This window comes from Endozoicomonas sp. NE40 (assembly GCF_040549045.1).
GTDB lineage: Bacteria > Pseudomonadota > Gammaproteobacteria > Pseudomonadales > Endozoicomonadaceae > Endozoicomonas_A > Endozoicomonas_A lisbonensis.
Window position 1 is genome coordinate 1,784,406 of the sequence record NZ_JBEWTB010000002.1, and the last position, 26,211, is coordinate 1,810,616.

Below are 26,211 nucleotides of genomic sequence, written 5' to 3' on the forward strand. Positions count from 1 at the left end.
CACCATACTTGCGGAGCCACACTATGGATTTTCGCTATAGCATCCATTACTATCCGCCTCCGCTCCGGGGGAGTAGTCAGCTTTTAATCGCATAGACATCATTACCGAATACGATTAAAAGTGGTTGCGTCAACATCATCAGCCCACAGGCTGTGGCGTAACCGGCACAGAATCGGTTTCTGCTGCCTGATGAGACCTGGACAATGACACTGGTCACGAGGGCCTGGTGTGGTTGTCCTTGTCTGTAAGCCCTCTGAGTTCGTCTAAATGCTATCTACCGTCACCCACCTTCTGGCTATCGCACTTGGGTTTGTTGCCCTGAGTCGAAGTGCCGACCGCCTTGTGGAAGTGTCCTCCACCCTGGCTTTCAGGCTGGGTATGTCGATGCTGACTATTGGTATGACCATTGTCGCCTTTGGTACATCGGCACCTGAGCTGGCTGTTTCTGCGGTGGCTGCGCTGGAAGGTTCAGGCTCTATCGCCATTGGCAATGCACTGGGTTCCAATATCATCAATACTGGTCTGGTGTTGTCTGTTTGTGGTCTGGTGACACCACTGGTATTCAGTCATCGTATTTTATCCCACGAAATGCCATTGCTGATGATTGTCAGTGGTGTGACGTTTCTGTTGATGGCTGACCAAATGCTGTCGCGCTTCGATGGTTATGTACTCTCAATGGGTCTTATTGCCTATGTCATCTACCTGACAAAACGAAACGACAATCAAAATAACGAGCAAAATAACGAGCAGAATAACAACGATTCAGACTCTGATGTGGTCATCCTGCCTCTCAGCACCTCACGCTCTATTGTCGAAGTGATCGCCATGCTGGTCATTCTTATTGGTAGCTCCAAACTGCTGGTCTGGGGTGCTACTGAACTGGCGCGCTCTTTTGGGGTCAGCGAAATGGTGATCGGTTTAACCGTGATTGCCTTTGGCACCAGCCTGCCAGAACTGGCAGCGGCACTGGCCTGTGTAAAGAAAGGGCTGTTTGATATGCTGCTGGCAATGATTATTGGTTCCAATATTTTTAATCTGCTGGGTGTATTAGCTATACCCAGCCTTCTGTCAGGAGACTTACCGCTGGAGGCTCTGGCAATAACCCGGGACAGCATGGCGATGCTGGGACTGACATCACTCCTGCTCATTATTGCTATTTCGGCACTGATCTCATCAAGGCGCAGCTATCTGACCGACACTGGCGTGGGAGTAAACTTTGAATGCACAGTCTCAAGGTTTAAGAGCGGGCTTATTCTAGCAGGTTTTGTCGTCTATATGGTCGTTCTGGCAATGACCTTCTGAAAACAGATTCTCTGGAAAAGACGACTTCAGGGGTTTAATGGAATAAACCCCTCAATGATCCAAAGCCAGGCTAGCTTTTGGATCGTTCAACGGTTTCCAGTCTTTCAATTTCTTCCCGGAACTCATTGAGGTCTTTGAAATGACGATAAACTGAGGCAAATCGAATGTAAGCAATTTCATCCAGCTGCTGCAGTTCACGCATCACCTCTTCGCCCAATACCAGGGACTTCACTTCACGCTCGCCTGTTGCCCGCAATCGGTGCTTAATACGACTGATGGCTTCTTCCAGCTGCTCAACACTGACGGGGCGTTTTTCCAGAGCCCGGGCCATTCCCGCCCGTAATTTATCTTCATGGAAAGGTTCCCGGGAACCGTCTCGTTTCACCAAACGAGGAATCAGTAACTCCGCCGTTTCATACGTTGTAAAACGCTCGGAGCAAGTCAGACATTCACGACGACGACGAATCTGGTTTCCATCAGCGACCAGTCTCGAATCGATAACTTTAGTGTCTTGCGCACTACAATAAGGACAATGCATTGTCAGAACTGACTCGATAATTATTGGTTCGGTCATCATAAACCGATGCTGGCTAAATACAAGCATCGGTAATAAGACGTAAAAAAACGCCGGAGATTAACCCGGCGTTTTTTACACAATTAAAAGCAGTTGCAGCAATCAGCTATAAACCGGCAGGCGTTGGCAAATATCCAGCACCTTAGCTTTCACTTCATTTTCAACCTGCTCATTACCTATATTTTCCAGCACATCACAAATCCAGCCAGCCAGATCAGCCGCATCGTTTTCATTGAAGCCGCGTCGTGTAATAGCCGGCGTGCCAATGCGCAAACCGCTGGTAATAAATGGAGAGCGCGGGTCGTTTGGTACGGCGTTCTTGTTAACCGTAATGTTGGCACGACCCAAGGCTTCTTCAGCGTCTTTACCGGTGTACTCTTTACCAATCAGATCCATCAGGAACAGGTGGTCGTCTGTACCGCCGGAAACGATGCTGATACCACGTTTCTGCATAACGGTCGTCATCGTCTGTGCATTTTTGACGACCTGCTGCTGATAGGTTTTAAACTCATCAGCCATAGCTTCTTTAAAGCAGATAGCCTTAGCCGCAATCACATGACACAGTGGACCACCCTGTGATTCAGGGAATACCGCAAAGTTCAGCTTTTTGTTCAGCTCTTCATCATCATTAGCCAGAATCAGACCGCCACGAGGGCCACCCAGGGTTTTGTGGGTGGTCGTGGTAACCACGTCGGCAATACCGATAGGAGACGGATACACACCGGCCGCAATCAGACCTGCAACGTGTGCCATATCCACAAACAGGTAAGCACCTACCTTATCGGCAATATCGCGGAAACGCTGCCAGTCAACCACCCGGGAGTAGGCAGAGAAACCGGCAACAATCATTTTGGGTTTGTGCTCTTCAGCCAGGCGCTCAACTTCTTCGTAATCGATTTCACCGGTTTCGGCGTTCAGGCCGTACTGTACTGCATCGTAAATACGACCAGAGAAGCTTACCTTGGCACCATGGGTCAGATGACCGCCATGGGCCAGACTCATACCCAGCACTTTATCACCTGGCTTGACCAGTGCCATATAAACGGCTGCGTTTGCCTGAGAGCCGGAATGTGGCTGTACGTTAGCGTAGGCTGCTCCAAACAGGGCTTTGGCACGATCAATGGCCAGCTGCTCAGTAACATCTACATGCTCACACCCACCGTAGTAGCGTTTGCCTGGATAACCTTCAGCGTACTTATTGGTTAGGGCGGACCCCTGAGCTTCCATCACCATAGGGCTGGTGTAGTTTTCAGAGGCAATCAGTTCGATATGCTCTTCCTGACGGAGGGTTTCAGCATCAATGGCGGCTTTGAGTTCCGGGTCGAACTCAGCTATGGACATGTCCTTTTTGAACATCTAAGACCTCTGTGTTGCCTGTCTTCATAGAAGATCGCCTATTCTAATACAGAATGAAAGGGATCTGCATGGAAATACTGAGCAAAACCTCGCAATGTCATTGAGTAATTATTCGTATTCAAGGTGCTTTTTCTTTAACGAGTTGCTTAACAGAATCCGGGCAACATCAAATCATGTCATTAATGTTGCCTGTTTTTCCTTCGCTATGGGCATTTGCTTCAAAACGCCTGACGATAACTGAATATCAATGCGTCACTGCCACTTTTCTTACCTGAGGTCCCGGCGTATTCCAGGCCAATCATTTTATCCAGATCAGCTCCGAACTGCCGGTTAACGGCAAGGCTGTAATACATAGCCGTATCACGGCTTTCTGCTTTAGGTGTCTTGGCCCACATGCTGGAACTGCTCTTTTCCTTGTCTTCCCAGCCATGGGTTTTCTGGACGCCCAGCTTAACCATAATGTCGGTCGGCTGGCTCAAATCAGGAAACATATAACCTATGCCGGTCCCCAGACGGGTGGTTAATCCCTTGTGCTTCGATTCGGTGACCGGGTTCCTGAGATTTTCACTTTTCTCTGTGTATTTCTCTATGGTTCCGACACGGTAGCCCACATAAGCTTCCGGAACCAGGCTTAACCCCATGGTCCAGTTATCGAGGGGAATCCGGTAACTTGTCTGCAGGTGAGCAGCCCACTCAGAACCTGTCGGAGAGGCTTTCCAGCGATTACTTAACAGATCCCGTCGATCGGTATCGAGAGACACCCAGCCGTAGGTCAGCATGGAATCAACGGTCCAGCGGTCATTATTCCAGGACACGAAAGGACCAAGCCGGTAGATCTGGGCATCAGACTCCATATTGCCGGAAATTCCAGCGTTTGCTTCCATACGCACCTTCTGCAGACCAAACATGCCGCCCAATAAAAAGCCGTTCCCCATGTAACGGAAAGTACCGAATTCAGCACCTTCCCCTTTGTATTCCTGTTTCAACCCGGCTTCTGGCTCCCAGTGTCCACGGAAGACATACGCCTGCCCGTACACATACCAGTGATCGTCTTCCAGACCACTAAACAAGCCCTGAGAATTGTTGATGTCTGCCACCATCGGTGCGTCGTCACCGACCTCAACGCCCTGTTGCAGAAGGTTATTCATACGCCAGATCTGGCTGATGGACTTGGTATGGGTTTTCCAGTGTTGATCAGCTGTTCTCGTCAGATAGGACTGGTTTTTAATGAAGTTAGGATCCCCCAGCACACTGCCGACCTGCCCCTTCCGGCATAAATCAGCCACTTCATCAATTGCCCTAACCATAACCATGTAATTGTTGTCATCCAGGCTTACTTTCGACTCTTTGGGGAGAGCTGTATAGTTTTGCAGATTTAAAAAACGTGCTGCAATAAGGTCGCGCAATCTGGGCGAATCTGTTGCCGCATGGTTTTTATAAGCCTTGATTGCACGGTCATAAGCTGAGTTCAGCATGCCCTTTTTTATTTTACTCAGCTTACTGTCGTTGTAGGGCTTTACAGAGGCCAGCAAAGAATCGGGTGCGCTTGAAGGTTTCATGTTGCTGTACATCGATTGATGCTCTTTGCTTGCATGAGACTCTTTGTGTTCAACACTAAGCCCCAGAGGTGGTGAAAACCTCACTTTGGTACTCCCTCCACCACCGCCTCCTCCGGACCCACAGCCCTGAATCAACGTAATCACTAAAACAGCGACCAAGCCATGTATTTTTCCTGGAATCATCACCCTACTACCTTTTGCATATCTTGAAACAGTCCCTCCCGTGCCATGCAACAGAGGAAAATAAGGGATGAAATATAGACAATATTTTACAGATGTGTATTTGGTTGCCCGGATCAGGGGGCATTTCTCTCAAATCCGCTTCCCAAAGCATTGCCAAGGTAATACCGTTTCAGTATCTTCCCGCGGTTAAATCAACTGGATACAGAGACACCGCTCCATAGCACAGTTCGTTAATCTATCTTATTATTTTTAGTTATGTTTTTAGGCTGAGTGGATAAAAATCAGGTAAATCAAGACTTAAAGACATAAATACCTCTTCATAAAACCTTGTCATTCACACCATAAATCGATATTTAGTTATCTTTTTGCAAAAAATAGCGTCAAAACATAACTTTTCCCCATCTCGGAACGTTTTTTAGGAAAGGCTACCCGCTGGTTATCTCTCGCTACTGTTGATAGCGTAGAACACATACTTTCAGCCATTTATGTGGCTCTGCCCACCCCGAAAAGCGAGAGCATTTCTACCCATTGGCGAAAGCAGCTTGCAGTTTACACCCATATTGATCTTTGCCAGTTATAAGTATCGTTACGGTATAACTGTTCTGCCTAAAGTGAAGTATCGAAAGGATCTCTTTGAGCAATGAAAAGAATTAAAACCCAAGTTTTATGGAATGAGTGGCTAAATGGAGTGGAATAACCATTCCAGGGAGGAGACTCAGCAGACAATTTTTGAGTACATTGGAGTGTTTTACAGCCGTCAGTGAAAACACCCAACCAATGGCTACCTGTCACCGTTCAAGTATGAAGAAAAGCTTGCCAAGGTAGCGTAAAAAAGTAACCGGAGAACTCTTGCTATATCACTTCGCTTTCGTAAGACATTAGCGGTTGCAGACTATAAGTGATCAAGTCTGCAACCGGGTTAAAAAGTATTACGTCAGTCTTTGTCCTGACTGTGTATCAAATAAGTGGCACGAGTCAACATTCAGCTTAAAATTAATTCGTCGTCCAATATCTGAAGTGGTAATGGCTTGGTTGGCCGTGCGTGAGATGATTTCATGCTCCCCCACCTTAAAATACAGGTACTTTTCATTCCCCATATTTTCAACAACTGTCAATAGGCCCTCGCAGGTGTTTTCAGTGCTGTCCTGCTCGGTTACCAAATCAATATGTTCAGGTCGTATACCAAAGCAAATCTTTTGCCTGGCGTAGCCACTGATTTTCTCCTGCATTTCCTGTGGCAGTAGCAGCGTAACGCCTTCTGCAAGAGTAATGCGGGCTTCTTTCTGATTTCTGAGCAAGGAAACATCCATCAGATTCATTGCTGGAGAACCAATAAAACCGGCAACAAATTTGTTGGCAGGATGGTTGTAAAGATTTTCCGGGGTATCAACCTGCATGATTTCCCCTTTATTCAACACGCAAATACGATCACCAAGGGTCAATGCTTCAGTCTGGTCGTGGGTGACGTAGACCATTGTGGCAGGGTTACCGGTTTCTTTCAGTTTTTGATGCAGCTGTGCAATTTTGACGCGCATGGACACCCTGAGCTTTGCATCCAGATTAGATAACGGCTCGTCAAACAGGAAAACATCTGGCTTACGGACAATGGCCCGCCCAACAGCTACCCGCTGTCGTTGCCCGCCCGACATCTCTTTCGGCTTACGATCAAGCAGATCGGTTATTTCCAGCATTTCTGCGGCTTCTTCAACCCGTTGCCTGATCTCCTGTTTGGGGCGTTTCTGCATTTTCAGGCCAAAGGCCATGTTATCAAATACGGTTTTATGGGGATAAAGCGCGTAGTTCTGAAACACCATGGCAATGCCCCTGTCTTTCGCAGCGACATCATTTACCACTTTGCCACTGATACTGATTTCACCGGCAGTGATTTTCTCAAGCCCGGCAATCATACGAAGCGTGGTTGATTTGGCACAGCCGGAAGGTCCAACGAACACCATAAATTCGCCATCTTGAATATCAAGGTCTATGCCGTGTACTGCCTTGAATCCATTGTCATACTCTTTCTCAACACTTCTAAGGCTTACATTCGCCATCCGGTATTCACTCTTTCAAGATGCCGTTAAAGGATGCCACTGCATAAAGCGGTGGCTGTCGTTCAGTTAGTTGTCAGTTACAACGCTTATTCGGCACACTGCGAAATCATTGCACGGATTGGTTCGCGGTTTTCATCGACCTGAAAACTCCAGGCATAACGGCCCTCAGTAGGAATGATGACGCGGGTATCTTTCATGAAGCCACCTCTGCCCAAACGGGTATCAGCCCCGACGGTCATATTGCCACCCACCGCACTGAACTGTGGTTTCCAGCCCATACTGGCAAACTGAAAACTGACAGGGCCTTCTTCGGTATCCATAACTATCTGATAGATACCGTCGCCTTTATAAGACATACGACGATGTTCGTCATGCATCCAGTTACTGTCCGAGAACGTTCCTGTCACATACATCGGAGGTCTGATTGGCCCACTTTCATCCAGGGATGGCAGGTTGCAGTCAGCCAGAGGACCTGTACCAACCGGGTTTACATTGGTATCAACCGCCGTACCTCCGGCACAACCGACCAGTACAGAAGATAATACTACGGGTAATAAAGCCTTAACTTTCATTGTTTCTACCTTTTTAGTTCTGACAACCGACTAAAGTTATTAAAAATGAGTCCCGACCCGAACACCGCGTCAGGAAGAAAACACCACATCCAGAATTTTGCGAACTTTACTTCGACCCGAAACTCCACGAGGTGCATCACCCCTCTGACTGTTTTTATGATGTTCCCTGGAGCTAAGAGAATGCAGCGTTGCCAGCGACTTCATATATTCTCTCGAATCTCTGGCTGGATACCCGAACAATTTGCTGCCGGGCGGGCAGGATCGACTGACACCGGACTTGCCCTGTATCACACTGTTATCACCTATGGTGAGATGTCCGGCAATGGCTACCTGACCATGGACGACAACTCGATTGCCCAGTCGACTATGACCAGCAATGCCTGATTGGGAGATCATCAGGCAATGCTGGCCAACCCGGCAGTCGTGTCCAATCTGCACAAGGTTGTCGATTTTAGTACCCCGACCTATCACGGTGTCGCCCAGAGTTCCGCGATCAATGGTATTGTTAGAGCCAATTTCAACATGGTCTTCAATGATGACCCGGCCAACACTTTCAATCCTTTCGTACTGCTGCTGTTCGCCAAGCATGTACTCGAAACTGAAATTTCCGATTGAATTATTGGAATCAATGGTGACATTGTTGCCAATAATCGTCCCTTCCTTAATCACCGTGTTGGCATGGATAGCAACATTGTCACCAATTTCAACTCCATTCATGATTTTCACCCCCGGCATAAAATGACAACCTCTGCCGATCCGGGTGTGTTTACCAATATAAACGTTGGGAAATTTCGAAATATTGCCCTGATCATTCAGCTGGTATTTTTCTATTTTGTAAGCACGTAATAACTGGTTAATCAGGGATACGTCCAGCTGATCAACGATTACTTTTGAACGGGCTTTTGAAGACAGTATGTCTTGTGGGCCTACGATAATATCAGCCTGACAGTCAGAGACGTATTTCAAATCTGGTTTGGACAAAACAATCGTTAAATTTCCCGCCACACTGTCTGCAACAGATTGAATGGTATCAAACCCGGTGTCTTTATCACCGTGCAGCTGACCATGCAGAAAACTGGCTATTTCACAGGCTTTAAACATACTTCAATCTTCTTTTAGAACCGGTACAGGGCATGGGCGTAAACAGTATGGGAGTCCATCTTTTTCTCTAATCCCCTGTATTGTGCTTTATTGCTGGTCTCTCTGTCGCGAGTGTACTCGTACTCAGCTCTTAACATCCAGCTTTCACCCAAGTCAATTTCATAACCAACTTTTGCCTTGATCACAGTTTTAAAATAGGTTTCAGCATCTTCCTTTCTTGTCTCATTTTTAGTGTACCTAAGGTTAAGGTAAGCAACACCGCCCTCAACAATACTGTATCGAATCGATGGTTCAATGTATTTTTCGACAAACCGCTCATTGCCTGTATGAACACCTGAACCATTATAATCTTTATTATCTTTGTCCTGATAGAAGAACTCTAAATCAAATCTGAATTGCCCATAATTGAAATAAGGTTTGAATAAAAAGCTGTAACCCCTTTCATCACGAGAACCCCAGTCATTGTTGTCATAGTCAATTCGGAGATGCTCAAAATGGGTATAGAAACCAGCGTTATATTTATTGCTCCAGTAAGTTGCATAAGGTTTGAAGAGCTGCTCAAGAGAGTCAGTTTTCATGTGATTAACATGAGGAGAAACGATTTTATTGGTTATGTATTCTCCTTCATAAGCCAGACCTACACCCCAGCCCTGACCTAAATCGAATGGTTTATCCAGGAAAAACAAGTGCTTATAAGAATCAGCATTTTCGTAGTAATCATTGCCGCCACTGTTTCTTTGCTCACGATTCATTTGCTTAAGCGAGTAATTTGCTTTCAGATCCCAATCGTGATGGTGCAGAAATACACCAAGAAGTTCATTAGTTATAATTCTTTCTTTTTTCTTGCTTCCATCCCATTCCCGGGTTGTTCTGTCCTCGTATTCTACAGACGTACCAATATTACCCGACAAAGAAAAACCAAAAGGCCGATAAGATGTATCTTCTACTTCTACTTTTGTTTCTTGATTATATTCATCCGCGGAACGTTTTTTCTTATAAGCTTGGTATTTTGCAGCGGATGATTGTTCCTTGTCAGTGTTTATTGATGCAAGCAAATAATCATTGCTCATATCGGTATTTGGCAGGCTAAAATCATTACTACCTATAGCATTCGTAGCGATTACACTATTTGCTATAACAACGGATAAAATTTTCTTGTCCATACTCCCCCGCCACCCAAAACAGTAGGTCTAATACTTAATTAAATAAAATGAATTAATATTCTTTATGCTTATGAAAACATAAAGTTTCCGACACTCTTTCTGGTGTTTAAAACTTGCTGTAAAAAACTGGCGGCCTTACTTCATGAACAATAAACGTCTACTAACAACATTTATGTGCGAATTGCTCAGTGATATAAACCTGAAGTATCAATTCTTGAAAGGTTTTATAAAACACGCCCTTTAAAATCATTTATTTCGAGCGAAATTAAACGGCTCAAAAATATAATTTTCAAGCCCATCCCGTTGACACAAGTCAAGAAAAGCAAACAAAGCGACAATAAAAAAATAATTAACACAAAATTTAAAAATATTTGACAAGTCTTGTTGACTCATTTCTATGTTTAATGGATTATGCAGTAGTATCTCGCGTACTACTCTAATCCAGACAGGTTGAAACAGGTATGAATGATTGGTCAAGAAAGGCCGTTGCCGCTTTTTCATTGGTTGCTGCAAGCCTTGGTGTCTGTGAAGAAATATTACCTGAAAAAAATGCTGAACTGTTGATCTGGACTGATGATCAGGCAATGGAATACATGGAATATGCCACCGAACAGTTTAATAAAACCTTTGGTTACGATGTCAGTTTCAACTATCGTCGTCTGGCACCAATGAACAGTGCGGGTCGTATGATTCAGGATGGTGGTACCGCAAGGGTGGCCGACGTGGCTGAAATTGAACACGACATGTTGGGCAAGCTGGTAGTTGCAGGTGCGGTAATGGAAAACCTGGTCAGCGCAGACCGGATTGACCATCACTTTATTGACGCAGCGGTGACCGCCTCCAAGGCTGAAGGCTTAAGCTATGGCTTCCCTGTTAGCTATGCGACAACCGCCTTGTTTTATAACAAAGATATTCTTCCTGAGGCACCTGAAACTTTTGAAGAGCTCATTAAGCTTTCAGAAACTTTTAACAATCGTCAGGAAAATCAATACACACTGCTCTGGGATGTTCAGAACTATTACGAATCCCGAATGTTTTTAGCCCTCTATGGCGGTTATGAGTTTGGCAATAACGGTATGGACGCAAATGATATTGGCGTTAACTCTCCGGAAGCCAAACGTGGTCTGGCAGCCATGAACTCATTAAAGGCAGCCAATAATTCCAACCCTGTGGATATGCGTAACCCTCAGGTGCGTCGTGGGCTGTTCTCGGAGGGCAAGGTAGCTGCGATTGTTGACGGTCCCTGGGCGACACAGAGTTATATAGACTCAGGTATCAATGTTGGCGTAGCCCCTATGCCGACTCTGGATGGCAATACGCCGCGCACGTTCTCGACGGTTCGTCTTGCCGTCGTATCCACTTACACCGAGTACCCCAAAGCAGCCCAACTCTTTGCCGATTTCCTTGCCAGCGAAGAGATGCTAAAAAAACGTTTTGAAATGACTCAGCTGATTCCACCTATGCAAAACATCATGAGTGAAATCGCCAAGGAGGCTGACGAAGCCAGTAAAGCGTTTATTGCCCAGGGCTATTATGCCGATGCTATGCCATCTATTCCTGAAATGGGCTACGTCTGGTCGCCTATGGCCAATGCCGTCACTGCCACATGGGTGAACGGTGAAGATCCGGAAAAAGCTCTGGATAATGCCTTGATGGTAATTAAAGAGCAGATTTCATTTCAGGATTAACGTATTTGCGCAGGAAGTTTTTATTGATTAGTCTATTTTCAGCTTCCCCCTTTTCTCCCTGACCCTTTTTGGGGGAAGTCTGAAAATAGCCTTCAAGAATTCAAAGCCAGATTAGCGAAATATATAACGATCTAAAAACTATCTAATTAACTATAAGTTTTCTTTTAGCCATCACTATTTAGTCACTGTCACTTCGTACTGACCTTTCAGACCCATGGTCTGTTTAGTGTGATGCATTGGAAATTGAAACATCAAACGATAATTTTTTTAATACTGGAATTCTTATGCATACAACTACTATGCAGCCAGTTGGCTCTGTTGTACCCGCTTCAGCCGTGCTGATGGGATCAACACAGCTGGCAAACAGGCACTTTGTTAAAGGGGGACTGTTTCTTCTGGTTCAACTGGTTTTCCTTTTTTATGCCACCGACATTATTAGTGCATTAAAAGGACTGGTGACTCTGGGAGAAGTGACCCAGCAACGGGTAGGGTTCACCATTATTCACGGTGACAACTCTATTCATATGCTGGTAGAAGGGGTTATTGCGCTGTTTCTGCTGCTCGCATTTTTGTTCACTTATGCAAAAAATATACAGGACGCCCGCCATTTATCACCCAGCAGTACAGGCTTCAAGGAGCAGGTAAGAAGCTTATTTGATGACCACTTTCCAATCATCATGCTAAGTCCTGCGGCTCTGGCGGCTATTGCCTTTATCATTTTACCCATTATCATTACAGTTCTTGTATCACTCACCAATTATGCTGCACCAGCCAACATTCCTCCCAGGAACCTTGTGGACTGGGTGGGCTTTCAAAATTTCCGCTCCTTATTTGAGTTAAAAATCTGGTCAAGCACACTGCTGGGCGTGGGTAGCTGGACCTTCATATGGGCCACGAGTGCTACTGTTTTCACCTGTGGTTTTGGTTTTATTCTGGCTCTGGCTCTGTCTAACAGGGATGTAGTGGGTAAAAAAATCTGGCGTGTTATTTTTATGCTGCCATATGCTATCCCTGCTTTTGTGACATTGCTGATTTTCAGACTGTTACTAAACGGTGTTGGTCCGGTCAACGCCCTGTTGAACACTTGGGGCTTTGAGTCCATCGCATTTTTATCAGATCCGACTCTAGCCAAGATCACAGTTATCACTGTCGGAGTCTGGGTAGGCGCCCCCTATTTTATGCTGCTGATATCCGGCGCCTTGACCAATATTCCAAAAGAACTGTACGAAGCCAGTGAAGTAGACGGTGCCAGTCGTTTTCAACAGTTCAGGGAAATCACCCTGCCAATGGTATTGCATCAGGTTGCTCCTTCACTGGTGATGACCTTCTCGTTTAACTTTAACAACTTTGGAGCAGTTTACCTGCTAACCGAAGGTGGCCCCATTAACCCTGCTTATCGATTTGCAGGTCATACCGACATATTAATTACCTGGATTTATAAACTCACACTGGACTTCCAGCAGTACAACATCGCCTCTGTTGTCTCGATTATTATATTCCTGTTTTTATCACTTATTGCTATCTGGCAATTCAGCCGAATGAAATCATTCAAGAATGACGTGGGGATGTAACAGTGAATCGATTTATACATAAAGCAGGTGTCTTGACTGTTTATTTATTCCTGATATTCAACACAGTCATTGTTTTAGCACCGATTATCTGGACCGTCATGGCGTCATTCAAGCCCGGCGTCAATTTGTTCAGCAGTACTTTTACCGGTTTCAGCTTCACCCTTGATCATTACAGGACACTGTTCACCGAAACTCCTTATGTTCAGTGGTACAAAAATACGTTTTTGCTGGCAGCCAGCAATATGCTGATTTCATTGATGGTGGTGACCATTACGGCCTTTATCTTTTCCCGCTATCGGTTCAAGGGAAAACGTAAAGTGCTGATGGGCATTCTGGTCATACAGATGTTCCCGGCGTTTCTGTCCATGACCGCTATTTATGTGCTGCTGTCAAAGTTAAACCTGATTGATACCTTTGCCGGACTGCTGTTCGTTTATGTCAGTGGTTCACTGCCTTTTATGACCTGGCTGGTAAAAGGCTACTTTGACGCGATCCCAACCTCACTGGATGAAGCGGCAAAAATTGATGGTGCCGGACACCTGACCATTTTCTTTGAAATTATCTTGCCGCTGGCAAAGCCCATTCTTGTCTTTGTTGGTCTGACGTCGTTCACCGCTCCCTGGATGGATTTTATTCTGCCCACCCTGATTTTGCGCAGTGAAGAAAAAATGACACTCGCCATAGGTATTTTTGAGTGGATAGCTTCCAACTCTGCTGAAAACTACACCCTGTTTTCCGCAGGTGCTTTGCTGGTCGCTGTTCCCATTACCCTGCTGTTTGTAGCGACTCAGAAACACATTACCGTAGGCCTTGTCAGTGGGGCCGTAAAGGAGTGAAAGGTTTAATGATTACTGAAAGCGCCCTGGTGCATAACCCAAAAAGCACACAGTGTTATGCCTACAATGACACCACTCTGCATGTCCGTCTTCGTTGTGCAAAAGACGAAGTGGAGAAAGTCGTTCTGTGGATAGGCGACCCTTACGAATGGGCTGTTGGCGGACTGGACGGAGGTAATCTCGGCGGCAGTGATGCCCATGGCTGGACCGGGGGGCGTGAAATTCCCATGATTCTGGAAGGCGAAACCCAAAACCACGACTGTTGGTTTGCCGAGTTTGCACCACCTAAACGACGGGCTCGTTACGGGTTTATTCTCTATAGCAAGAGTGGTGAACAAAAACTGCTGTTTGGTGAAAAGCGTTGTGTTGATATAGCCGATGAAGCCATTGCTGAAATTGAGTTGAGTGACCTCAGTAATTTTTTCTGCTTTCCCTATATCAATCCCCGGGATGTCCTGAAAACACCTGGCTGGGTTAAAGACACCGTCTGGTATCACATTTTTCCCGAGCGGTTTTGCAACGGTCGTCCAGAACTTTCTCCAGAAAATGTTCAGCCCTGGGGGACAGAGCCTGATCACCACAACTTCATGGGGGGCGACCTGTGGGGTGTTATTGATAAGCTGGATTACCTTGAAGAACTGGGAGTCAACGGCCTTTATTTCTGTCCCATTTTTATCGCCAATGCCAACCATAAATACGACACCGTAGATTACTTTAATGTCGATCCACACTTCGGTGGCAATGAAGCCTTCAAGCAGCTCGTTAAAGAAGCGCACCAGCGTGGCATGAAGATAATGCTTGATGCCGTTTTCAATCATATGGGGGATCAGCACCCGATCTGGCTGGATGTGGTAGAAAAAGGCAAGAACTCGGCCTATGCCGACTGGTTCTGGATCAAGGAATTTCCTGTTTACGAGGATAAACCCCGTGAGCAGTGGGATGGTACCAATCTTCGCTATGAAACCTTCGGGAATGTAGCAGCCATGCCCAAGCTGAACACAGAAAATTTAGAGTGTCGTAGTTATCTGCTGGATATTGCACGACACTGGGTAGAAGAATTTGACATTGATGGCTGGCGTCTGGACGTCTGCAATGAAGTCGATCACGATTTCTGGAGAGACTTTCGCCGGGTGATAAAAGGGGTAAAACCAGACTGCTATATCCTTGGTGAAGTCTGGCATGATGCATCCGCATGGCTGATGGGAGACCAGTACGACTCGGTCATGAATTACCCTATGACCCAGGCGATTCTGGATTACTTTGCGTTAAACTCCCGAGGCAAACAGGAATTTATCTGGGATGTAAACCGTTCCTACACTTCGTACCCACATCATGTGAACGAAGCGATGTTCAACCTACTCGATAGCCACGATACATCACGCATTTTGCACCTATGCTCTGGTAATAAAGACAAGGCAAAGCTGGCTTATCTCTTTATGTTTACACAGGTAGGAACCCCCTGTATTTATTACGGTGGAGAAGTTGCCCTCAGTGGTGGTCGTGGTATGGGTTCAGAGGCAAACCGGCGCTGCATGCTGTGGGATAAAGAGCTGCAGGACATAGACTTCAGGGCATTTATCAAACAACTCATTGAGTTACGCAAATCTGAACCAGACCTTAACTGCCCAACCATTCAATGGCTGGAGGTTGATAACGACCAGTGCATTGCCTACCAGCGCGGGCTATTGCAATTTGTTATCAATAACTCGGATAAGTCACAAGATATTTTGGTAAATGGAAAAAAACTCTCTTTGCTACCTTATGGTTACAATATCAGCAAAGAGTAATGGCTGATAGGCGATTACACGTCAGTGACTGGAGTGAATTTAACAAATAAGTTGCTCCAGTTGCCTGAATTTTTCGCGGGTTCATCCTCGAAGGCGACTAGAGAGCACAGCAGAGAATCATAACTAGGTATCTGACTGTTCATCGGCCTGTGAATGATTAAATGAGATTTTATTGTGACTGAGTTAATCAACAAACTAATGTCTTTCGGGCTGACCAAAACAGATGCTCTGGTTTACATTAACCTGCTTCAAAACGGACAGGCCAGTGGCTATAAGATAGGAAAAGATCTTTCACTGGCACGATCTTCAGTCTACTCGTCAATTGATACCCTTTATAATCAGGGCTATATCTTTATGATTGAAGGCTCTACTAAAGAATACGAAGCCAAGTCACCTGAATTAATTTTAAGCCAAATCAAGAAGAAAACGCTAAACGACATTGCCATACTGAAAAAGGAACTGGCAGAAATTGCCGTACCAAAAGACACACCTTTTATCTATAACCTTTCTGGTTACGAAAACCTTTTATTGAAGGTCAGAGAGCTGATCAACTCAAGTACCAGAGAGCTTTATATCAATACCGACTTCAACCTTCAATTGCTGAGTGAAGAACTGGGAAATGCCATTAACCGGGGCGTAAGAGTACTCTGTTTCTCCTTTAACAGGCTGGAGTCTCCAGTAGATGGTCTTGAAATATACAGCCGCAATGATAAGCCTGAGCAGGAATACCCATCCAGACGTTTCATGATGGTAGCAGATATCAGGGAAACACTTATTTTTTCAAATATTGGCAGTGCTCAGGGCATTTATACCAACGAAAAGCTGTTTACAAGAATCATCAGCGAACATATACACAGTGACGTTTACCTGTCTGAGCTGATGCAGGATAAAGACTTTATACCTGCCCACATAGCCACAGCTCATGAAAATGAACCCTTTTAAACGACAGTAAATTAAGTACTCAACCATCCTGACATGACTACCGGAGCTTTAATGACGTCTTTCACAAACCCTATACTGCAGGGTGCCTACCCTGATCCATCGATATGCAGGGTCGGTGATGATTTTTATATGGTCAACTCCTCTTTTGAAATGTTTCCTGGACTCCCTATCCATCACAGTCGGGACTTGGTTAACTGGGAATTAATTGGTCATGGTTTGCACAGACGAGAACAATGTATCGATACCATTTGTCTCAGCGATGTCGAGTCAGACGGTGGCATTCATGCACCCACCATGCGCTATCACAAGGGACTTTTCTATATTATCACGACCAACGTCTATGCTCCCCGGAATTGTCCGGCAGATTTTAATCCTTGCAGGAATTTCATTATTACGGCCAAGAACCCTGCTGGACCATGGTCTGATCCGCAGGTGATTGAAGACGCTCCAGGTATTGATCCTGACATATTCTTTGATGACGATGGAAAGGTATGGTACGTCGGAACGCATACCCCTGAAGATCAGGCTTACCCCGGCCAAGGGGAAATCTGGCTGCAGGAGCTGGATCTGAAAACCTTCAGCCTTAAAGGTGAAAGGCACTTTCTCTGGCGTGGCACAGGCGGTGACTGGGTCGAAGGTCCACACCTGTACAAATACAACGGTCGTTATTATTTGATGACGGCTGAAGGCGGAACTGGCTTTAATCATGCGGTCACTGTCGCCAGTAGTTCAACAATCACTGGCCCCTACATCAGCAATCCCAAAAATCCCGTTTTAACTTCCCGTCACCTTGGCCTTGATTACTGGGTTAATAGTACTGGTCATGGTGACCTTGTACAGCTTAGTGATGGCCGCTGGTATATGGTGTGCCTGGGGATTCGCAATGATATTGAAGGACGCTCAAACATGGGGCGGGAAACCCATCTTGTTCCTGTCAAATGGGAAGCCGACCATTTTGGCATTGATGAGAATCAGTCGGATATTCTCTGGCCTGTGTGCGCGCCGGGAACCGGACGTGTTGAACATAACGATGAATTGCCTTTTTCGAATCACCCAACAACTGAGAACAATTCTTTTGTTGATAATTTCTCTTGTGCAGAACTCAGAAGAGACTGGACCTACAGGAGGATTCCAGAAGTAGATACCGTTGAGGTACTACCAGGGCAAAAGCGTCTGAGAATTCGCAGTGGAAAGTCTGTTGAAGAGCGGGTAGCTGCTAGCCTGGCTGGTTTCAGACAAAAGCACAGTTATTTCACTTTTCAGGTAAATCTTCACCTGCCAGAAACCTTTGAACACAGTAAAAGTGGTATTGGCCTGATTCAGAAAGACGACCACCACCTGCTGATGTCAGTCATGAAAAAAGGCGGTACCCTTGAGCTTGAAGTGGCGTTAAATGGAGAAAAACTGGCTGTTTCGGAGGTGCCTGTAGAGGCACGGGATTTGCGATTAATGATAACCTGCGATCGAAATGGCTATCACTTCAGTTATGCCATGCTTAAGGAAAGCAATAGGGAGCAAGTTGATGTTATTAAGAATATTCCTGTCAACACCCTGCTTTCCAGATACTACACAGGAGCGCTGTGTTGCCTGCATAGCTTCCTGATGTCGGAACCCGCTATTGAACATGTTGACTTCTCAAATGTACGTTTTGAGACGCTTTCAGTATAAAATTCGCCATAATGCTCTGTACCTGCTGAGACTGTAGATAAAACTGTGTTTCTGCCTATCTTATAATCAGCTTTGATTGAAGATAGGCACCACAGCGAGCATTGCGCTTCAGAAGTCTTCCGATTTTTCGTAGCTATACAACGCAACCAACGCCTCTCTTCCGGGAGGCTGCAATTCAATGCAGTCATTACAAATCCGGTACACTTGACACTATTCGAAAAAAATTTTTATCTCTACATCCAATGCCTGGGCTAAGCGATGCATGGTCATCAGTGTGGGATTTCGTTGACCGTGCTCTATTTCACTGATATCCGGGTTGTGAAGTCCAGCTCTGTGAGCCAGCTCTTCCTGGCTGAGGCCTTGTTGCTTTCTCAGCTCTTTCAGCTTGCGTCCGAACTGCTGCTTTGGGTTCAAAATTTATTCCTTACAAAAATAAGGAATAGTCAGAACCGGAGCAAAAATCGTCTATAGTATATATCTTAAATTTTCTTTTTTTGAGATTGCAGCTTCCCTTCCGTTGTAGCGATGAATCCTGTTCTTCTATAGCAAATAACCCTACCCAGAGTCGTATAGTGTACTGAGGCTCCATAAGATGGTCGAAAAGAGACGTAGAAAACCGAATTTTTTCCCTGAATTTATGGAAAAAGCTGTAGATATTGCTTTGGCATCGGTTCTCCCGGACAAAGAAGTGGTACGACTGTTGGGAATTAATGCCAGCACTTTGGCTATCTGGAAGGGAAAGAGGACAAGGATGATCGGGCCTCAGCAGCCGCAGGAAGCCATGGCCTTCGAGGTTGAAGAGGAGCAGGAGGCTGATATCTCAGATAATGAACCTTTCGATACAAGCCCCCCTAGGGGTACAGAGGAGTCCTCCCCCTCTCTGCCTGGCGCACCCTCTCAGCATGAAGATGCGAATCAGGCCCTCAATGATGTGGTCAAGCTGATCCCAGAGGAAGTAAACCAGCTTAGGAAAGAAAATCGCAGGTTGAAAAATGAAAGGGATGTTTTGCAGTAAGCTCTTATCATCCTAGCCGGTTCTTATCTGCGAACCTAACCTGAAAATGTCAAAAATGATGTCAGCAAAATCATCGTAGCCTCCCAGCTTTTAAACATCTCAAAGTAGCGCTCACCTTTTTCCTGGCTCATGCTCTCTCACGTCCAAAAAATGGTTATCTGCTACTTTCTCCTGAACTGGGGCAGAGGCTGATCCAGCTTGCTTTGCGATATGCCATGCATGTCCGCGTTTTTCTGCCAAATCTTGAAGCGTTCGAGGAGTTGCTGATTAATGGCCAGGAGTTTTTGTTTGTCTGCGGTCAGCTGCTCGATACGCTTATTCGCTTCGTAGATGTCTTTAATCCAACCCGGCTTCTCGATTGGCGCTTTAAGCGCAGCCTTGCGAGCCTTCATTGCCATATCAATGGCTGGCAACTTCATTAAAGATTGTCGAGCACGACTGATACCCAGTCTGGTTTTGCATGCCTCGACCAGAAGGGGCCACGTCAACTTAGGCTCAGACCACTCTTCAATTATTTTTATGATGCGCTGCTCATCCTTGCTGGTTAAATGCTTCATCGTTATGCCTCTATCTCATCCATCATGGCAGACACTTCATTCAGGGAGGACAGTGCCACCTGACCTTCTTCAACCTCTAAGACCTCCAGCTCATGCTACAGACCATCCCATACTCCTTGAGCTGGTTCTGATATCCTACAGACGCATACTGGCTACCCCGATCCGAATGATGTATCACGCCCTCTCCGGGCTTTCTGCTCCAGTAAGCCATTTTCAAGGCTTCCAGAGGCAGTTCTGTAGTCATGCGGCTACTCATAAACCAATCGACTACCTTTCGTGAGAACAGGTCAACGACAGCCGCCAGATACACCCGGCCTTCACGAGTCCACAGGTAGCTGATATTAGCTACGTATACTTTGTCTGGTGCTAAAACTGAAAACTCACGATTCAGAAGGTTGGCCGCCACTGGCAGCTTGTGTTTGCTGTTAGTTGTTACCTTGAATTTTTTAGCCACCCGAACCCGTAAGCCAAACCGCCGCATCAGAGTTCTGGCCTGATGACGTCATATACTATAGCCTTTTGATCGCAAGGCTTTCGCCATTCGACGACTTCCATAGGTGTCATCTGATTGAGCAAAAACCTCCCGGGAATCTGCCTCCAGGCGAAAAGCCTCCGGGTCTATAAGTTGATCTTCCGCCTGTTGTTTATCCCATTCGTAGAAAATGCTACGGCTGAGTTTCAGCACTTTGCAGAGCTTTACGACTGGGTAGACCTTCCTCTCCTGCTGTATGAAGGCGTATTTTACAGCTGGTCTTTTGCAAAGAAGGCCATGGCTTTTTTTAAGATCTCCTGTTCCATTTTCAATTGCTTGTTTTCGGCTTCAAGTTCTTTGATTCGTTGCTGCACGATGGTCAACGCCTGCTTTCCTTTATCAGGGAAGGCCTGATCTTTCCGTTCGTCGTGGGCTCGAACCCAGCGATGCAAGTTACCAGCACTGACTCCCAAGCTTCTGGCTACAGCTGCAGGTGATTGACCTTGTTCTGTAATCAGCTTGACTGCTTTAAGTTTGTATTCCTGAGAACAATTTTTCCGTTTTGCCATTGTTAACCTCGTTATTGGTTGCACTATTGTGCTTAACGAGGTGTCCGGAGTCATTAAACCACTTCACCTCTTCCTTCCAGAATTTCGCCTCATAGAGTCCAGGCATATTAGATTCAGGACTCCACCCAAAGGCAAAGGTGAGAATCTTTTGAACCTTCGTCGTTCGATCCTCCGGTGTCAGTGTTTTCAACTCCTCTCTCATGCTATCAAGCAGGGTATAAACAGCATCATGACGCAAAATATGAGGGTGAATGTGTTTCAGTTCAGGCACAACAGAGCCGACGCGAGGAAAGACACTATCCAAGGCTTTTATGCTCAGTGCCTTCCCTTCACTTCGACGGTGGGATACCAGCAAAAATGGATGTTTCTTTGCAGCAGACGGCCCTTTTCTTAAGACACGATGGTTGTCAACATAATCCATTATCGCCTGGCTAAGATCATCACTCATCACCAATCGGCGCTCATGGGTTTTGAATTGCGGAGCCGTGAGCCGAGTGTCGACCCGTTCGTCTTCAAGATCAACAATTGACAGCTCCCTGCTGTGCCAGTGAATATCACTGACTTTAACCAGTAGCATTTCAGAGCGACGCAGCCCCATTTCCAGCCCTAAAAGCAAAACAATGTAATTGCGTAGCCTCAGTGCTTCATTTGCAAAGGGGTTTTCAACACTTTCAGGATGCATGACCTCCAACAAGCGCTCGCGCTCCTGTTGAGTCAGCCCTTTCATTTCGTCAACCCTGGTTTTTTTCCATGCAGGTCTGGCAGCCTTGATTTTTCGATTGAAGCGCTTTACCAGATCATCAATTGCCTCATTCCGCGTGTCCCCCCCCAGCTTGTCATATAGAAAATCGAGATAGTCGCGTACCGCCTCCAGCCGCTGTTGCGCATGAACCTTTCCCACTGATTCAAATGCCGCAGGAAGCAATCGAATACCGGAGTATTTTTTATTGAGCGTTGTTTTTTGAAAAGCTGCGTCACTGACAAAGCGTGAAATCTCTTCATCAGTCAGATAGCGGGGTTCTGGTCGCTGCTCCAGACGTGCAATCAGGTCTATCGATTCATACTCCAGAAAAGCCTCAAACAGACTAATGTGTTCAAGGTATTTTTTCCGTGTGTTCAGTGCTCTGCCTGAAAGCTCTTGAGTGATGTACAGGTTAGGATAAAATACAGGCAGACCATCCTTTAGTAGAATTTTTTCCCGAGTGCCGTGTATCCTGATCTCTTCAATTTGATGGCTCATTAAACCCCCAAATTATTTTAAATAGTGACTTTTTGTAACTATAGTAACGAACAGTTTTTAATCCACTAAAACATAACTTTATTTCGATTGCGTTTCATACTCTGGAAACGTAATAAACATCGTATATATTAGACAAATGGAGACATGACTAATGGCAAAAGGTGACAAGTCTGGAAAAACAGGCTCTTACGTATACACCATGAACCGGGTGAGCAAGGTTGTTCCCCCCAAACGCCAGATTCTTAAAGATATTTCCCTGTCATTCTTCCCCGGCGCCAAAATCGGTGTACTGGGCCTGAACGGTGCCGGTAAATCGACCCTGCTGCGCATCATGGCAGGTGTAGATAAAGAGTTCGACGGTGAAGCCCGTCCACAGCCAGACCTGAACGTTGGTTACCTGCCTCAGGAGCCGGAACTGGACCCGGCTAAAACCGTTCGTGAAGTGGTTGAAGAAGCTCTGGGTGAAATCAAGGATGCCCAGGAAAAGCTGGAAGCCGTTTACGCTGCCTATGCTGAGCCAGACGCCGACTTCGATGCCCTGGCTGCCGAACAGGCAAAGCTGGAAAACATCATTCAGGCGGCCGACGCCCACAATCTGGAACGCAAGCTGGAAGTCGCTGCCGATGCCCTGCGCCTGCCAGACTGGGATGCCAACGTTGCCAACCTGTCCGGTGGTGAGCGTCGCCGTGTTGCCCTGTGCCGCCTGCTGCTGTCCAGCCCGGAAATGCTGCTGCTGGACGAGCCAACCAACCACCTGGATGCCGAATCCGTTGCCTGGCTGGAACGCTTTCTGGTGGAATATCCGGGTACGGTTGTCGCCATCACCCACGACCGTTACTTCCTGGACAACGCCGCTGGCTGGATTCTGGAACTGGACCGTGGTGAAGGTATTCCTTACCAGGGTAACTACAGTTCCTGGCTGGAGCAGAAAGAACAGCGTCTGGAAATGGAACAGAAACAACAGGACGCCCGTCGCAAGGCAATGGAACACGAACTGGAATGGGTTCGCTCCAATGCCAAGGGTCGTCAGTCCAAATCCAAAGCACGTCTGGCACGCTTTGAAGAGATGCAGTCCCAGGAGTTCCAGACCCGTAACGAAACCAATGAAATCTACATTCCACCCGGTCCACGTCTGGGTGAAAAGGTTCTGGAATTCAACAATGTCAGCAAAGGCTTCGACGGCCGCCTGCTGATTGATGACCTGAGCTTCAGCGTACCAAAAGGTGCCATTGTCGGTATTATCGGTGGTAACGGTGCCGGTAAGTCCACACTGTTTAAAATGATTGTCGGTGAAGAGCAGGCTGATTCCGGTTCTATCGAACAGGGCGACACCGTTAAAATCTCCAACGTGCAGCAGTTGCGTGATGAACTGGATGATTCCAAGACCGTCTGGGAAGCCATCTCCGATGGTCAGGACATTCTGAAAATCAACAACTACGAAGTACCTTCACGTGCTTACATTGGTCGCTTTAACTTCAAGGGCGGCGATCAGCAGAAGCGTGTCGGCGAACTGTCTGGCGGTGAGCGTGGTCGCCTGCAACTGGCGGCCACCCTGAAGCATGGTGGTAACGTGCTGCTGCTGGACGAACCGTCCAACGACCTCGACGTGGAAACCCTGCGCGCACTGGAAGAAGCGATGCTGGCCTTCCCCGGCTGTGCCATGGTGATCTCCCACGACCGCTGGTTCCTGGATCGTGTAGCCACCCACATTCTGGCGTATGAGGGTGACTCCAAAGTCACTTTCTTTGAAGGTAACTACACCGAGTACGAAGCGGATCGCAAAGAACGTCTGGGCGAAGAAGCTGCCGGGCCACACCGTATCAAGTACAAGCGCATCGACGCTTAATATCGGTTACTGCCATCTGAACCTTTGCACTCTGCAAAGGTTCAGGCTTCTGGCTATATCTCTTTCTTAACGCCCCCGGTGACGTCGCTCCCCCGGTAATATTGCAGACATTCGCGCAAGGTCAGATTTCCACAAACGCGATCATAAACTGCTGCACTGACAGTTCTGCTCGCATTCACAGCATGATGAGTGATGTATAGGCCCGCATCCTCAGCACGATGAAGATAGTACTGCCCACACTGTCCAATATCATCAGCACCACAAACCGACTGATACAAATAGTCCCTGGCTTTTTCATTCTTATAAAGGTAACCGCTAAAGACTGAAGCCATGACTAAAACAGCCACGTTATGAAAAGTGATTAAGCCTGGCTTAGCCGCCGATTCCTGTTGCCAGGATCGATGGCTATACCGCTCCCATTTATCCTTAATAAATTCTTTGGGAATGCCATTCTTCAGCTTGGGAGAGTGTCGACTCTTCGCTGACTTCCCATCAGACGTCCCCATCTTTCGGAAGCCGTTTAAACCCACATCAAAGCAGGTAGCAGAGCATTCATTGCTGCTATAAGCAGCAGGCTTTCTGATCGTCCCTTCAACCAGAACAGGCTGTTCGCGAGGGAGTACATTCTGGTTTTGCAAGGGCAATAATCCGTATCTGGGGGATACTACAAAATGCAGCGCCTCTGAACTGAGCCCTGTTTGAATCAAGCTATGAAGCCTTTCATGCTCCTGTTCTACATTCATATTGTCGAATGAAAACGTCAGTTGTCCCTCTGAATTGGTAATGGTTGCCAGATTTATTTCGGAACCGTTACTGGCATCAACCACAAAAATGGGTACATTCGTTGCCATTGATAGAAGAACAGCCGTCTCAAGGCTTCCGAATTGGTTCAAATCTCGCCTGACATCATCGATCAATTCATTTACCCGGAGAGATAATTCGGCAGGCCCTGCATTTTGACTAATGGTTCTTAAAGTATTTATTGCTGTCTGAACGACACTGTGATGTCCAATTTCAGAAATACGCTGCAAACTTTGTAACAGGGCGGAAAGCTCAGGCGGTGAGTTCAATGCTGCAATAAGTCTTTCTGCAAGGAAGTAACTCACCGCTGCTGCCTGAGTATGAGGGCTATCACGCAGCTGTCTGTCAATGCCATTAAACCGGGAAACAACAGCCCGTTGTGTGGAAAGCTGATTCATGGCAGATGTCATCACTGCTGCATCATGCTCTGCGTCATAAAGTTGTAGCGAGTACGCAATAGACAGGGGGAGGCAGGATGTGGCACCTTCTAACTGTTCGCACTTAACCGCTTTGTAACCCAGAGACTCGAACACTATTTTTAACTGTTTGGGCATAGCTTTCTGTTCGCCCTTGCCAGCCATCGATACACCAGTCCAACACACCAGAAAGATCATTAATGACCAACGCACAACGTTCTCCTTTTCAGTTTATAGTTTCTGGCTGTATCCGACTCTCATTTCGGTTTATAGTTCCCGAAAGATAGCTTCCAGAAAAAATAACAAAATGACGCCCCTGCAAAAAACCCTTGTTACTATAGATGCCCTGCACGCCAGAGACCCGAAAACCACCGCAGGCAAAGCCCATGAGCTGCTTTACGCCGAACGCATGACCCGCTGGCTTAAACGCCTTGTTCCTGATGCCTCTGAAGAATTACAGATCGCTGTAAGAAGCCAACATCTGTGCCGTTGGGAAATCCCCCGTTCCGATTACCCGACAGGAAGAACAGGCTACCTGCGATGGCGCAGTGACCTGGGCAAAATGCATGCTGAAAAAGCCATGCAGGCAATGATGGACAATGGTTACAGTGAAGTCAGTCAAAAGCGGGTCTACAGTCTGGTACGAAAGCTCAACTTAAAACGCAATCGGGACACCCAGACACTGGAAGACTGCGCCTGCCTGGTCTTTCTGGAATTCGAGTTCTCAGCGTTCGCTGCCAGACATACAGAAGATAAACTGATCCCTATTGTGCAGAAAACCTGGGCGAAGATGTCACCAGAAGCACAGCAGGAGGCTCTTGGACTGGAGTTCAAACCTGATGAGCAGGCACTGCTTGGCAAAGCTCTGAATAGTTGACCAGGTGCTATGCAATATCCAGAAAGCTACTGGTGGGATCATTTTCAGGTCACTACCCGGGGCCG

The 26,211-nt window shown here is 46.6% G+C and carries 23 protein-coding genes and 1 riboswitch; of the genes, 10 read left to right on the top strand and 13 right to left on the bottom strand.

Translation table 11 applies throughout. The annotated features are described in order from the left end of the window. Positions 1-62: 62 nt before the first annotated feature. Positions 63-261: riboswitch (yybP-ykoY riboswitch) on the top strand. A 6-nt stretch (positions 262-267) separates the two neighbouring features. Then, positions 268-1,302, top strand: coding sequence for a calcium/sodium antiporter (locus V5J35_RS09035; RefSeq protein WP_354016321.1), 1,035 nt, complete (start codon positions 268-270; stop codon positions 1,300-1,302). A gap of 70 nt (positions 1,303-1,372) precedes the next feature. Here V5J35_RS09035 and nrdR read toward each other — a convergent pair whose 3' ends face one another. The 7 genes from nrdR to V5J35_RS09070 all read right to left on the bottom strand — a co-directional run bounded on the left by nrdR (position 1,373) and on the right by V5J35_RS09070 (position 9,861). Continuing rightward, positions 1,373-1,840 (bottom strand): transcriptional regulator NrdR, encoded by a 468-nt coding sequence (gene nrdR, locus V5J35_RS09040; RefSeq protein WP_262565733.1) that lies wholly within the window; start codon positions 1,838-1,840, stop codon positions 1,373-1,375. A gap of 138 nt (positions 1,841-1,978) precedes the next feature. Then, a complete protein-coding gene (gene glyA, locus V5J35_RS09045; protein ID WP_354010937.1) occupies positions 1,979-3,232 on the bottom strand; it encodes a serine hydroxymethyltransferase in 1,254 nt (417 codons plus the stop codon). 218 nt (positions 3,233-3,450) lie between these two features. Continuing rightward, positions 3,451-4,974 (bottom strand): autotransporter outer membrane beta-barrel domain-containing protein, encoded by a 1,524-nt coding sequence (locus V5J35_RS09050; RefSeq protein WP_354010938.1) that lies wholly within the window; start codon positions 4,972-4,974, stop codon positions 3,451-3,453. Between the two features lie 929 nt (positions 4,975-5,903). Beyond that, positions 5,904-7,025 (bottom strand): ABC transporter ATP-binding protein, encoded by a 1,122-nt coding sequence (locus V5J35_RS09055; protein WP_354010939.1) that lies wholly within the window; start codon positions 7,023-7,025, stop codon positions 5,904-5,906. 86 nt (positions 7,026-7,111) lie between these two features. After that, on the bottom strand, positions 7,112-7,597 hold the full coding sequence (locus V5J35_RS09060) for an early set domain-containing protein (RefSeq protein WP_354010940.1): 486 nt from the start codon (positions 7,595-7,597) through the stop codon (positions 7,112-7,114). A 69-nt stretch (positions 7,598-7,666) separates the two neighbouring features. Further along, positions 7,667-8,698, bottom strand: coding sequence for a UDP-3-O-(3-hydroxymyristoyl)glucosamine N-acyltransferase (gene lpxD, locus V5J35_RS09065; RefSeq protein WP_354010941.1), 1,032 nt, complete (start codon positions 8,696-8,698; stop codon positions 7,667-7,669). A 14-nt stretch (positions 8,699-8,712) separates the two neighbouring features. Further along, positions 8,713-9,861 (bottom strand): hypothetical protein, encoded by a 1,149-nt coding sequence (locus V5J35_RS09070; RefSeq protein WP_354010942.1) that lies wholly within the window; start codon positions 9,859-9,861, stop codon positions 8,713-8,715. 461 nt (positions 9,862-10,322) lie between these two features. Between V5J35_RS09070 and V5J35_RS09075 the strand changes: the two genes are divergently transcribed. The 6 genes from V5J35_RS09075 to V5J35_RS09100 all read left to right on the top strand — a co-directional run bounded on the left by V5J35_RS09075 (position 10,323) and on the right by V5J35_RS09100 (position 18,353). Then, positions 10,323-11,549, top strand: coding sequence for a sugar ABC transporter substrate-binding protein (locus tag V5J35_RS09075; RefSeq protein ID WP_354010943.1), 1,227 nt, complete (start codon positions 10,323-10,325; stop codon positions 11,547-11,549). A gap of 284 nt (positions 11,550-11,833) precedes the next feature. Continuing rightward, a complete protein-coding gene (locus V5J35_RS09080) occupies positions 11,834-13,120 on the top strand; it encodes a carbohydrate ABC transporter permease (RefSeq protein ID WP_354010944.1) in 1,287 nt (428 codons plus the stop codon). A gap of 98 nt (positions 13,121-13,218) precedes the next feature. Beyond that, positions 13,219-13,956, top strand: a complete 738-nt coding sequence (locus V5J35_RS09085) for a sugar ABC transporter permease (protein WP_354010945.1) — start codon at positions 13,219-13,221, stop codon at positions 13,954-13,956. An 8-nt stretch (positions 13,957-13,964) separates the two neighbouring features. Then, positions 13,965-15,743 carry a glycoside hydrolase family 13 protein gene (locus V5J35_RS09090; RefSeq protein ID WP_354010946.1) on the top strand — a complete coding sequence of 593 codons (1,779 nt, stop codon included), beginning with the start codon at positions 13,965-13,967 and terminating at the stop codon, positions 15,741-15,743. A 174-nt stretch (positions 15,744-15,917) separates the two neighbouring features. Continuing rightward, entirely contained in the window at positions 15,918-16,685 is a 768-nt protein-coding gene (locus V5J35_RS09095; RefSeq protein ID WP_354010947.1) for a TrmB family transcriptional regulator, read from the top strand. A 51-nt stretch (positions 16,686-16,736) separates the two neighbouring features. After that, positions 16,737-18,353, top strand: coding sequence for a glycoside hydrolase family 43 protein (locus V5J35_RS09100; protein ID WP_354010948.1), 1,617 nt, complete (start codon positions 16,737-16,739; stop codon positions 18,351-18,353). A 210-nt stretch (positions 18,354-18,563) separates the two neighbouring features. Here the strand turns inward: V5J35_RS09100 and V5J35_RS09105 are convergent, their stop codons facing one another. Next, on the bottom strand, positions 18,564-18,767 hold the full coding sequence (locus tag V5J35_RS09105) for a helix-turn-helix domain-containing protein (protein WP_354010949.1): 204 nt from the start codon (positions 18,765-18,767) through the stop codon (positions 18,564-18,566). A gap of 223 nt (positions 18,768-18,990) precedes the next feature. Between V5J35_RS09105 and V5J35_RS09110 the strand changes: the two genes are divergently transcribed. Next, positions 18,991-19,368 carry a hypothetical protein gene (locus tag V5J35_RS09110; RefSeq protein WP_354010950.1) on the top strand — a complete coding sequence of 126 codons (378 nt, stop codon included), beginning with the start codon at positions 18,991-18,993 and terminating at the stop codon, positions 19,366-19,368. 161 nt (positions 19,369-19,529) lie between these two features. Here the strand turns inward: V5J35_RS09110 and V5J35_RS09115 are convergent, their stop codons facing one another. From V5J35_RS09115 to V5J35_RS09130, 4 genes are all read right to left on the bottom strand, one after another. Further along, on the bottom strand, positions 19,530-19,925 hold the full coding sequence (locus V5J35_RS09115) for a hypothetical protein (protein ID WP_354010951.1): 396 nt from the start codon (positions 19,923-19,925) through the stop codon (positions 19,530-19,532). A gap of 76 nt (positions 19,926-20,001) precedes the next feature. Then, positions 20,002-20,406, bottom strand: a complete 405-nt coding sequence (locus tag V5J35_RS09120; protein ID WP_354010952.1) for a DDE-type integrase/transposase/recombinase — start codon at positions 20,404-20,406, stop codon at positions 20,002-20,004. 260 nt (positions 20,407-20,666) lie between these two features. Beyond that, positions 20,667-20,966: a transposase gene (locus V5J35_RS09125; RefSeq protein WP_354010953.1), complete on the bottom strand. Its 300-nt coding sequence runs from the start codon at positions 20,964-20,966 to the stop codon at positions 20,667-20,669. After that, positions 20,926-22,206 carry a tyrosine-type recombinase/integrase gene (locus V5J35_RS09130; RefSeq protein WP_354010954.1) on the bottom strand — a complete coding sequence of 427 codons (1,281 nt, stop codon included), beginning with the start codon at positions 22,204-22,206 and terminating at the stop codon, positions 20,926-20,928. Before V5J35_RS09130 ends, V5J35_RS09125 begins: the two co-directional genes overlap by 41 nt. Before the next feature lie 151 nt (positions 22,207-22,357). On the opposite strand from V5J35_RS09130, the gene ettA reads away from it, so the two are divergent. Continuing rightward, positions 22,358-24,052 carry an energy-dependent translational throttle protein EttA gene (gene ettA / locus V5J35_RS09135; protein WP_354010955.1) on the top strand — a complete coding sequence of 565 codons (1,695 nt, stop codon included), beginning with the start codon at positions 22,358-22,360 and terminating at the stop codon, positions 24,050-24,052. A 53-nt stretch (positions 24,053-24,105) separates the two neighbouring features. Here the strand turns inward: ettA and V5J35_RS09140 are convergent, their stop codons facing one another. After that, complete coding sequence (locus V5J35_RS09140) at positions 24,106-25,482, bottom strand: hypothetical protein (protein WP_354010956.1); 1,377 nt, start codon at positions 25,480-25,482, stop codon at positions 24,106-24,108. Between the two features lie 94 nt (positions 25,483-25,576). Between V5J35_RS09140 and V5J35_RS09145 the strand changes: the two genes are divergently transcribed. Next, positions 25,577-26,146, top strand: a complete 570-nt coding sequence (locus V5J35_RS09145; protein WP_354010957.1) for a DUF4202 domain-containing protein — start codon at positions 25,577-25,579, stop codon at positions 26,144-26,146. Positions 26,147-26,211: the final 65 nt, after the last annotated feature.